Here is a 10,690-nt window from a genome sequence, read left to right as displayed (position 1 = left end):
GCTTCCAATGCCTCGGGCAAAATGGGCGCCTCGTCCTTTTTGCAGGATGAGGCGCCCAAAAAGGCACAAGCCATCAGGACGCGCACATATCGCTTATAGGCGATAGGAGCTTCCATCTGTATTATTGGGCTGATTTAACAGTAAACACCTTGCTTGAGTAGTTGGTGGCCACGGCACTCATTACAGTGGCCTGCGAAGCACCGACGCTTGGAGTTGCCATGATATCTACACCATCCGTAATCTTAGTTACATCGGCATTGAGCAAAATGCTGGTAGCCTTGTTAGATCCGATGTGCAGCGTGGCTGGAAGACTAAGCGACACGGTTTTGAAATTGGCATTGAGACCGGTTTCTACTGCAATGGCTTTTGAAACAGTTCCTTCTTTAACGCTGCCCTTCAATGACGAGAAGATATAGCTGGTAGCCCACATCCACGATATGTTGGTCATGCCGTTAAGCTGCGAAAGCTCTCCGGCCTGCAAGCTCAGGTTGTTGTTGTATTTCTCTGGAACGCCTACCGAGAACTTGATCGACTTGTAGTCGCCTGTAGGGATATCACCTATCGTTACTGTTTCGCGTTTGTTTGCCGGATATACAAAATCGCTGTTTGTAGGAACGGCAACGTTTTCTTCGATCAGGTAGTAGCTGTTTGGCACCGCCACTTCTTCGCCGCTGGCTTTTACGAGCACCACGTTGCTTACCCAATACCTCAACTGGCTGAAATTCCAGGTTTTGGTTCCCACGGTAAAGTCTTTGTTCAGCGCAAAATCAGAAGCGCCTACAACGGCGTCGAATGTAATGGTTGCTTTGCCGCTGGTTTCTTCAGGTGTTACGGTATCGTTCTTTTTATCGCACGAAGCGAAAAGCAATGCAGCAAGGGCTATGATAGTTAGTTGTTTTTTCATTTTTGGCTATATATTTTCCTTCTCAAGACGGTTTTGGCCATCCCAAGTAATTTTTGTTATGTTTTTTTAATGTTATGATCTAATAGGGTCAAATGCATACCTATCCCATTGGATCAGATCCATGGAAGTAAGGTTGCTTACGATAAAAACTAACAGAACCGGGGTGGTTGGAAAATAGAAAACGAACGGTCAATTGTTGCCGAGATCAGGCTTTCCGGATAGCTGATTTTATCCCGTACCTTTTTTGTTTCGGTAAGGATGATCGCATCGGGAAGTATTTCCTGGAAGCGGTTTTTTTGGTTTTCCCGTTCCTGCTTCTTCTCCTTCTCTTCGGCTTCTTTAAGCTTTTTCTTCAGGAAGCACTTTCCGTTGCAGTGAAGCTCAGGCCTGTTCCTGTTTTCGCAAAGGGTTTTGGCAATATAGGTACGGTTCGCCTCAAAGCCTACGTAGATAAAGGAACTCGTAAAGTTGGAGGCGATTAGCGAAACCAGCAGGAATATAGAAAGAAACCGTTTCATTATTCGCCTGCAAAGATATGCAAAACATATGCTAAATAACATAATAAATAAGCAAAAATGTAAAATCTTTGCGAGCTGATTTTAATTTGCCTTTAGTTCTAATTCGCCATAGTAACGCATCCGACAGCCCCCATAAGGTAGAAAAAACATAAGACTTTGGTCCTTCCTCGCCAAAACAATCTAAAGACTGCTTTTATGGCGACTAAACTTTTATGGGATATTCTAAAATCAGCCGGATGGGGTCAACCAAATTGGTTTTGTCAACTATCACGCATTAGCAGCCCCCTTAGCGACTTTTCCAATGGTTAGCCCCTGTATAAGGATGCTGAAAACGACCACCAGATAGGTCACGACCAACAACAGGTCTTTAGTTTCCGATGCAGGAAGAGATAACACCAGCGCGAGGGAAAGCCCTCCCCTCAGACCACCCCACCAGATAATCTTCGCCGCCTTGCGGTCGATATCCAAAAATCTGCCCATCAGCATCTGCGGAAAATAGACAATTATGAATCTGCTGAGCAATACAATGAGAATGGCCAGGCCGCCCAAAATGATATATTCCTTTTTAAACTCTACCAGCAGGATTACAAATGCGATCAGTATGAAAAGGATCGCATTAAGCACTACATCAACCAGCTCCCAAAACTTATGGACATATTCCTGCGTAGTGTTGCTCATCGCGATATCCTGCTTAAAATTTCCCACCATCAGTCCCATTACCACCATGGCCAAGGCACCGGATATGTGAACATAGTTGAACAGTGAATAGCCGCCCATTACAAAGGCAAGGGTCAGCAATACCTCTGTTTCATAGTGGTCGATCGCACGCAGGAGAATGTGCAGCAAGTAGCCGAAGACCAGGCCGACGGTAATGCCACCCACGGCTTCCTGCAAAAACAGCAGCCCGAACGAAGAAAAATCGAATGTGGTATTGCCCGACCTTACCAATTCCAACAGAGCTACAAAAAGCACCACGCCCACGCCGTCATTGAAAAGGCTTTCTCCCACAATCGTTGTCTCCGTTTTTTGGGGCACACCGGCTTTGGTAAGTATGCCAAGTACAGCGATCGGGTCAGTTGGAGAAATAAGTGCACCGAACAACAGGCAATAAATGAACGTTACTTCAAGGCCAAGAAGGCATGCTGCACCATAAAACAATGCGGCAATAATGAGCGTCGAGAAAATAACCCCGGGAAGGGCAAAAACGGATATGGACCGGATCTGCAGCTTCAGCTTTGACCAGTCGGTATGCAATGCTCCCGCAAACAATAAAAATCCAAGCAGTACATCGATGATTATCTTTTCAATGTGGGCATTTTCAATCAGGTCGTGGAGCCTGTCAAACGGCAGCTCCATCCAAAAGCGCAGGCTCAGTATGGCAATGGAGACAATAGACGACAGCAGGAACAGGCCTATGACAAAAGGCAGTTTAATCCATCGCTGGTTGATAAATGAAAATGTAGCCGAAAGACCGATGAGTATGACTAGGTAAGTGTAAATATCCATTTCTATTTTTTTCGGTAAACAGTCAGTGTGTCAAGAAAGAGTTTTGCCTTTAGCCAGCTTTTCAGCTTCTTTTCCTCTTCGCCCGGCAATGGCTTTTCACTGGAATATATGGCTGCCGGAACCATGTAAAGGCTGTCTGGGTTGTCTAAAACCTGCATTTTGCCAATGGAAATACCAGATATTGCCGGAAAGATGGCCCTTGCTTCCGGCATAAGGTTTGTGGCGTTCAGCTGATAGGCCTGTAGCTCTTTTTGCAGACGGCTGATCACCAGCTGTTCGTTATGGCCTGATTGCTTTTCATTTCCGCTCTCCGTCTTTTGTAGGTTTTGTGCAAGAAAAGTGCTGTCCTGACGGATAATCAGCCTTGCATCCGCCAGCCTGTAATGGGGCAGCCGACCGTTAAGTTCATAGATTTCATCTGGAGTGAACTTCTTGGCCAGAAAAGCAAGCTCTATCGTCTTGGGATTGATCGAATAATTGGTTTTCTGGTAAATAACGGTATTTCCTTTTTCTTCGAATTCCTTAGAGATAAATGCGCGGACATTTTTCCTGAACTGCTGTTCCTTATAGAAGGTATATGCAAAATAGACACTGGGGGCTATCATCAGGACGATCAGCAAACTGATCAGCCAGTGTACCCGCCTTTCCTGTTTTTCCTCAACTTTAATCGATGGATACTTCAACAGTTTTACGATCAGGTAAGTAGCGATACAGATAAAGGTACAGTTTATGGCATAGAGGAACAATGCTCCGGCGGCATACTTCCAATTTCCGGTGGCAATTCCGAAGCCCGCCGTACACAACGGCGGCATAAGCGCGGTAGCTATTGCCACGCCAGGTATCGGATTTCCCTTATCAACCCTTGTTACGGCAATTACCCCTACAAGGCCGCCAAAAAACGCGATCAGGACATCATAGATATTCGGAGCCGTACGCGCAAGCAGTTCGGATTGGGCATCTTTAAATGGCGTAAAAAAGAAGTAGACCGCAGATACGATCAGCCCAGCTATGGTTGCAATAAGCAGGTTGAGCAGGGATCTTTTCAGGAGCTGGAAGTCGAACATTCCCAGGGCAAAGCCGGCACCTACAATGGGGCCCATCAAAGGAGAAATCAGCATTGCTCCGATAATAACCGCCGTGGAGTTTACGTTCAGCCCTACCGATGCAATTAAAATCGCACAGGCAAGTATCCAAAGGTTGGCACCTTTAAAAGATATATTTGCCCTGATATTGGCAAGCACGTTCTCCTTTTCGTCCTCTCCCCGCTTAAGATTAAAAAGTGAATTCCATATGTTCATAAACGTATAGTTGTGGTGCAACCATAACAGCGTTGATTGTTGCCGAACCGCCTGTCGCTTCAAGCAAATATATTATTATTAGTGTAATTCAAAAGACAGGCTGTAGATTATTCCAAAACTGGCCACTGCTTTTTTTGCAAACTGGCCACTTCTAACGTTGCAAACTGCCACTGATTTTCGCTAAAAAATGGTCAATAGACTGATTTTAAGCGGATTTAAGACTATCTAAATGTGTTCTGGACAAGGTATTGTTTGATGAGCGAAATTGATTCTTGGTGGAGGAAAAACCGCTTTAAAAGAAAATCAAACTTGGACAGCTTATCTATTTCCCAAGTGCTATTCTTAGAGTGCTTTTGGCAGCTCGTAAGGGCTTTTGCGAAGCAAAAGGAGCCTTTCTTCAGGATTATTGATTAAGGAGTAATAAGGGGCAAAAAGAATCTGGTGTTCTATGAGAGGTAAGTGTCAAACCACAAATCCATAGTGTCTACTGAACAGTTTGGAACGTACAGGACTGGATAGTATTTCCGAAATACACAATTAGGGCACTAATTTTAATTGAAAAGAGTTTTTCGAAAATAATTAAATATTAGAAAAACTACAGGCTATTGCCCCCTCCTCTCCAAAAATGATCTGACAGCTACCCGGCTGACAACCAAACTATCTTGTGATGTCTAGAAATTGGTCGCAAGGAGTCAATTAAATTGCTTTATCCACCTTAGCCTAACATTATTACGCCCATTCCAATACTCCCTATAAGCGGCATCGGGCTACTTCTTCCTAACCATTCTATTACTCATTAGGCAAAAATTAGAATATTAATAAACAAAAATACAAGAAAATTAGTATATTTACATACTTAATTTAAAGCCAAATGAATTACCAACTCCTAAAGGACGTGCTTTCGCTTGTAGAGGCATTTGACAGCGGTACCAACAGCGCCTCTTGCGATAAAGACCTGGCCGGGTTTAAAAAATGGATAGCGGCCAGCGAAAAAGAAAAAATGCCTGCTGCAGACGAGCCGTACTGGGACGGAAAAGAAAACGGCAGGAGCCCAGAAAGTGTGATCAGCACCCTGCTGGTCCACATGAACCGTTACGCCAAGACCTATTCCAGGTCAGCGATCCACGGATCTGATTTCTCTACGCAGGAGGAGTTCATCTACCTGATCAACCTAAAGGCCTTCGGCCCGATGGCTAAAATGGAACTCGTTAAGAAAAACATACAGGACAAACCTACAGGAATGCTGACCATCAACAGGCTGATCGCCAATGGCTGGGCGCTGCAGGGAAGTTCGGAAACCGACAAGAGAAGCAGGATCGTCTCCATCACCGAAAAGGGGCTACAGGTCCTAGAGCAGCAGATGGACAGCATCAGGCAGGCCACCATGATCGTTTCGGGCGACCTCTCCCATAACGAAAAAATGGAACTGATCAGGTTGCTCGGCAAGCTGGAACGCTTCCACCACCCGATATTCATTCAGAACATCGAAAGCAGAAACCTTTTGGATACAGTCAGCCAAACCTACCTGTCCCCAAAAAACCAAACCGCATGAACAAAAAAATAGCAATAATAGGAGCCGGAATTTCAGGTCTGTCCGCAGCTGCATACGCTGCACGGGCCGGACACGAGGTGCATGTGTTCGAGAAGCACGCGCAGGCAGGCGGACGGGCAAGGGAGTTCCGTACCACAAACGGTTTTGCGTTCGACATGGGGCCGAGCTGGTACTGGATGCCTGATATCATCGAGGACTTTTTCCGGGACTTTGGACATAGCTCTTCTGATTTCTACAGCCTGGTTCCTTTGGATCCACAGTTTGAAATGGTATTTGCGGGCGAAAAAATAGCAGTGCCGAGCAGCTACGATCAGCTAAAGGCTCTGTTCGAGCAGATAGAAGCCGGTGCGGGCGGAAAGCTCGATGCCTTCATGGCCTCGGCCAAATACAAGTACGAAGTGGGCATGAAGGAATTCGTAGAAAAGCCCTGCCACAGCTGGACCGAATTTATTTCTCCGAAAATCGCGCGGAGTGCCATCAGGCTCGACCTGCTCTCCAACTTCAGGAGCTATGTACAAAGGTATTTTTCAGACCACAGGCTCAGGGCACTGATGGAGTTTCCCGTCATTTTTCTTGGCGCATCCCCTAAGGAAATCCCAGCGCTTTACAGCATAATGAACTATGGTGGCTACGTGCTGGGCACCTGGTACCCGATGGGTGGCTTCCACCGCTTGGTGGCAGGCATGCAGCAGATAGCCGAACGGCAGGGCGCCGTTTTCCATTTCGGACAGGATGTGGAAAAGATACTTGCTACCAATGACAGGGCGACAGGCCTTTTGGCAAACGGGGTGCGCCTTGAATTTGATGCTATTATCGCCTCATCGGACTACCACCATACCGAAACGCTTCTCGACAGGGAACTGCGCAACTATAGCGAAAGGTACTGGTCATCCAGGACGTTCGCCCCTTCATGTCTGATTTATTACCTGGGCATCACCGAAAAAATTCCTGGACTGGGCCACCACACCCTGTTTTTTGAAAACGACCTAGACAGGCACGTCGATGCCATCTACCGTACAAAAACGTGGCCCACGGAACCGTTGTTTTATGCCTGCTGCCCCTCGAAAACAGACGCTTCGGTAGCTCCCGAAGGCCAGGAGAACCTTTTCCTGCTCATGCCGCTGGCTATCGGGCTCCAGGACAGCGAAGACCAGCGCGAGCTTTATCTGCATCAGATGCTCTCAAGGCTCGAAAGGCACACCGGCACGCAGCGCCTGGCCGAAAAGCTGGCCTACAAAAAAAGCTATTGCATAAGTGACTTTATAAACGACTACAATGCCTACGGAGGCAACGCGTACGGACTGGCCAATACCCTGGGCCAGACGGCGGTGCTTAAGCCTTCGGTCAGAAACCGTCGACTGGACAACCTGTTCTATGCCGGCCAGCTGACCGTGCCCGGGCCAGGCGTCCCTCCCGCCATCATTTCAGGCAGGATAGCGGCCAGAGAATTGAACACCATCAAAAACAAAAAGTATGAAAAAGCTATTTGACGAGTTGTCCTTTAAGGTAAGCAAAGCCGTTACCGAAAAATACAGTACCAGTTTTTCCCTTGGGATACTGGCGCTAAGACCTACCATACGCCCGGCGATATATGCCATATACGGATATGTAAGGCTGGCCGATGAAATCGTAGACAGCTTCCATGAATTCGACAAGCCGGCACTGCTCGGGCGTTTGAAATCCGAAACTTGGAATGCCATCGACGAAGGTATTTCCCTCAACCCGGTGTTGCAGTCGTTCCAAGAAACGGTGAACAGGTATTCCATCGAAAAACAGCTGATTGCTCAGTTCCTCCACAGCATGGAAATGGACCTGCAAAAGATAGACTACAATACTGACCTTTACCAGGAGTACATCTTGGGCTCTGCAGAAGTGGTAGGCCTGATGTGCCTGCAGGTCTTTGTAGAAGGCAACCGCGAAGCCTTCGAAAAGCTCAGGCCGCACGCCATGAAGCTGGGTTCGGCCTTCCAGAAAGTGAATTTCCTCAGGGACCTGAAGGAAGACTTCCATATTCTTGGGCGCAGCTACTTTCCCAATGTTGGCAGCAGCATATTCTGCAACGAAACCAAGCGACAGATCGAAGAGGAAATAGAAACAGAGTTCGACGATGCCCTGCAGGGCATCAAAAAGCTTCCGGTTTCCTCGCGTTTCGGCGTATACCTTGCCTACAGGTATTATCTTTCCCTGTTCAAGAAAATTAAAAACACCCCTGCCGAAAAAATCATGGCCCAACGCATCCGAATACCCAATACGCAGAAGCTGTCGCTGGCCATGAGCAGTTATCTTCAATACAAAATTGCTGCCTTATGAAATTCCTGGCTATTATAGTGGCGTCAGCCCTCCTTTGGGGCGCAAAGGCTTCCGAGACAGACATGGAGCGCATCAGGGTGAACTATGTAAAGGCGGCAAGCGACAAGAAGGTCTGCGGTGCAATGATCGACGAGCTCTCCGAAACCCACCGGAGCCCGCTTCACCAAGCCTATCTGGGAGGATTCAAAGCCATCTGGGCAAAGCATGCATTCAATCCGTTTGCAAAGCTCGCAACCTTTAACAAAGGCAAAAAATACATAGAGCAGGCGGTATCGGAAGACCCGCAAAACGTTGAAATCCGCTTTATAAGGCTGTCGGTACAAAAGAACTGCCCATCTTTTCTGGGATATGACAGCCAGATCGAAAAAGACAGACAGTTTATCGTCGCCAACAGAGGCAGCGTTACCTCCGCACAACTTAAAAAAATGCTGGAAGACATCAGATAAAATACATATATGGACATTATCACCACATTCTGCACATTCATACTGATGGAAGGGGCCACATGGCTCATTCATAAATACGTCATGCACGGGTTTCTGTGGATTCTGCACCGCGACCACCACGACCACAGCAACAAGGGAGTGCTCGAGCGCAACGACTATTTCTTTGCCATCTTCGCCACCCCCGCCATAGCACTGATGTACTTCGGTTCGCTGGCCGGTTTTGACTACCGGTTCTACATCGGCCTCGGCATTTCGCTCTACGGAATGGCTTATTTCCTTATGCACGACATTTTTATCCATCAACGCATCCCCCTGCTCAAGGATACGCGCAACCCTTATCTGCTGGCCATCAGGAGGGCGCACAAACAGCACCATAAGCACTTGGGCAGGCTTCATGGCGAATGTTACGGCTTTCTTTGGGTACCGGTAAAATATTTCAGGATGTACCTCAAAAACAGCGGCAAATGAAACCCTTTACCTACCTGTTCGTCGATCTAATGACCATAGCCCCATGCCTCGCCTTTTCCTTCCACAAACGGATCAGGTTCGACAGACAGCTCCTTTCCTTTCTGAAGGCCTGTGCCATTGTAGCCGTCCCGTTCATACTTTGGGACATCTACTTTGCCAAAGCAGGCATCTGGTGGTTCGATACGACTTACACCGTTGGCATAACGATAGCCGGACTGCCGCTAGAAGAATGGCTTTTTTTCGTCTGCATTCCTTTTTCCTGCGTATTTACGTTCTTTTGCCTGGACAGGCTTGTCAGGCTCGGGTGGGCGGATGCCCTGAATAACCTCATCGTTTTCGCGGCAACTGTAGTATTCGGGCTTGTGGCGCTGCTGCACCAGGAAAAAACCTACACCCTGGTTACCGCAATGGCGGCCCTGCTCACGCTCCTTTTTTTGCATTTTGTTGCAAGGGCACCATGGATAGGCAGGGCATCTCTTGTTTTTTCAATCCTCATGCTAGGCTTCTTTCCCGTAAACGGGGTGCTTACAGGAACAGGGATCGACTCGCCAATCGTAAACTACAGCCCCAAAGAATTTCTTGGTATCCGGATGCTGACCATTCCCATTGAAGACGCAGTATACGGCTACACCCAGTTCCTGCTGATCCTCTATTTCTTCAAGATGTTCCAAAAACCCGAAACCGATGCAACATAGACCAACGCGCCTGGATGGCTCCCAGCCTACGGACAGAGGCAAGGTAGTTTTAGTAAACAAAGACGACAATCCCATCGGCGAAGCAGAGAAGATAGAAGCTCATCGGCAAGGCCTCCTCCACAGGGCCTTTTCAGTGTTCATCTTTAACGAACGGCGGCAAATGCTGCTCCAGCAGCGTGCATCTGACAAATACCACGGAGCAGGCCTATGGACCAACGCGTGCTGCTCCCATCCCCAGTTGCACGAAGATATCAGGGAAAGTGCATCGGAAAGGCTTTCCTATGAAATGGGGCTTTCTTGTAGCATCAAAAAACTGTTTTCCTTCATCTACCATGCGCCCGTCGAAAACGGGCTCATCGAGCACGAATACGACCATGTTTTCTACGGCTTCACCAGCTCAAGGCCTGTTCCCAACCCCAATGAAGTACAGGACTACAAATGGATGGAAACAGACATGATCGCCACCGACATCCGGGACAACCCGGCCAACTACACCTACTGGTTCAGATCTGCATTCCACAGGGTAGTGGCCTATGTGGAACAAGGAGGCTAAGCTGCCACTCCCTTAAAAATACGGCAGATCGACTTTGCCCAACGATTGTTGCCAACACCTGTCCGTTTCCTTTTTCCATTAGTCGTTTGTTTAAACTATTTCTAAAGAACAAATTCGCCTGCCTGAAAGCTTAATTTTTAGTCCCTCCTATTGCCAGTTAACGAAGGTTTGCTATCTTTGCATCACGTCTGGATGAATTAGACAAGTTATTAAGATACTGATTTTCAGTTATTTACAATACAAAAAGAGTTATTCGTGAGTCAACTTTTAAATTAATTTGCAACAAACTGAAGAACAGTTAGTTACAACAAAATGTTTGAGTTCCGCTCTGAGTACTTAAAATGTAACGTACTGAAATACAGGAAGTTACAAGACAGAAACAAAAATGCAAATTCTTACAAAAACCCCTTAAATAGGGCATCTGTCTCTTATACACATCT

General features: G+C 47.1%; 11 protein-coding genes. 7 read left to right on the top strand and 4 right to left on the bottom strand.

Going from position 1 to position 10,690, the window contains the following annotated elements; all coding sequences use genetic code 11:
- Positions 1-121 precede the first annotated feature (121 nt).
- The 4 genes from JHD69_RS17515 to JHD69_RS17500 form a co-directional block, all read right to left on the bottom strand.
- Complete coding sequence (locus JHD69_RS17515) at positions 122-904, bottom strand: MbnP family protein (RefSeq protein WP_199141644.1); 783 nt, start codon at positions 902-904, stop codon at positions 122-124.
- A 149-nt stretch (positions 905-1,053) separates the two neighbouring features.
- On the bottom strand, positions 1,054-1,422 hold the full coding sequence (locus JHD69_RS17510) for a hypothetical protein (RefSeq protein ID WP_199141645.1): 369 nt from the start codon (positions 1,420-1,422) through the stop codon (positions 1,054-1,056).
- Positions 1,423-1,689: 267 nt separating this feature from the next.
- Complete coding sequence (locus JHD69_RS17505; protein ID WP_199141643.1) at positions 1,690-2,928, bottom strand: cation:proton antiporter; 1,239 nt, start codon at positions 2,926-2,928, stop codon at positions 1,690-1,692.
- 2 nt (positions 2,929-2,930) lie between these two features.
- Entirely contained in the window at positions 2,931-4,226 is a 1,296-nt protein-coding gene (locus JHD69_RS17500; protein WP_199141642.1) for a DUF389 domain-containing protein, read from the bottom strand.
- A gap of 871 nt (positions 4,227-5,097) precedes the next feature.
- Here JHD69_RS17500 and JHD69_RS17495 point away from each other — a divergent pair.
- From JHD69_RS17495 to idi, 7 genes are all read left to right on the top strand, one after another.
- On the top strand, positions 5,098-5,778 hold the full coding sequence (locus JHD69_RS17495; RefSeq protein WP_199141641.1) for a MarR family winged helix-turn-helix transcriptional regulator: 681 nt from the start codon (positions 5,098-5,100) through the stop codon (positions 5,776-5,778).
- On the top strand, positions 5,775-7,268 hold the full coding sequence (locus JHD69_RS17490; protein WP_199141640.1) for a phytoene desaturase family protein: 1,494 nt from the start codon (positions 5,775-5,777) through the stop codon (positions 7,266-7,268). Before JHD69_RS17495 ends, JHD69_RS17490 begins: the two co-directional genes overlap by 4 nt.
- Positions 7,252-8,088, top strand: a complete 837-nt coding sequence (locus JHD69_RS17485; RefSeq protein WP_199141639.1) for a phytoene/squalene synthase family protein — start codon at positions 7,252-7,254, stop codon at positions 8,086-8,088. Before JHD69_RS17490 ends, JHD69_RS17485 begins: the two co-directional genes overlap by 17 nt.
- Before the next feature lie 17 nt (positions 8,089-8,105).
- Positions 8,106-8,534 (top strand): hypothetical protein, encoded by a 429-nt coding sequence (locus JHD69_RS17480; protein WP_370583514.1) that lies wholly within the window; start codon positions 8,106-8,108, stop codon positions 8,532-8,534.
- Positions 8,535-8,615: 81 nt separating this feature from the next.
- On the top strand, positions 8,616-9,002 hold the full coding sequence (locus tag JHD69_RS17475) for a beta-carotene hydroxylase (protein WP_233166013.1): 387 nt from the start codon (positions 8,616-8,618) through the stop codon (positions 9,000-9,002).
- Complete coding sequence (locus JHD69_RS17470; protein ID WP_199141636.1) at positions 8,999-9,697, top strand: lycopene cyclase domain-containing protein; 699 nt, start codon at positions 8,999-9,001, stop codon at positions 9,695-9,697. The genes JHD69_RS17475 and JHD69_RS17470 overlap by 4 nt, the downstream gene beginning before the upstream one ends.
- Positions 9,687-10,250, top strand: coding sequence for an isopentenyl-diphosphate Delta-isomerase (gene idi / locus JHD69_RS17465; protein ID WP_199141635.1), 564 nt, complete (start codon positions 9,687-9,689; stop codon positions 10,248-10,250). The genes JHD69_RS17470 and idi overlap by 11 nt, the downstream gene beginning before the upstream one ends.
- The last annotated feature ends 440 nt before the right edge of the window (positions 10,251-10,690 follow it).

The organism is Pedobacter sp. ASV12 (assembly GCF_016429155.1).
Taxonomy (GTDB): domain Bacteria; phylum Bacteroidota; class Bacteroidia; order Sphingobacteriales; family Sphingobacteriaceae; genus Pedobacter.
This window is presented reverse-complemented; position numbering and strand designations above follow the sequence as displayed.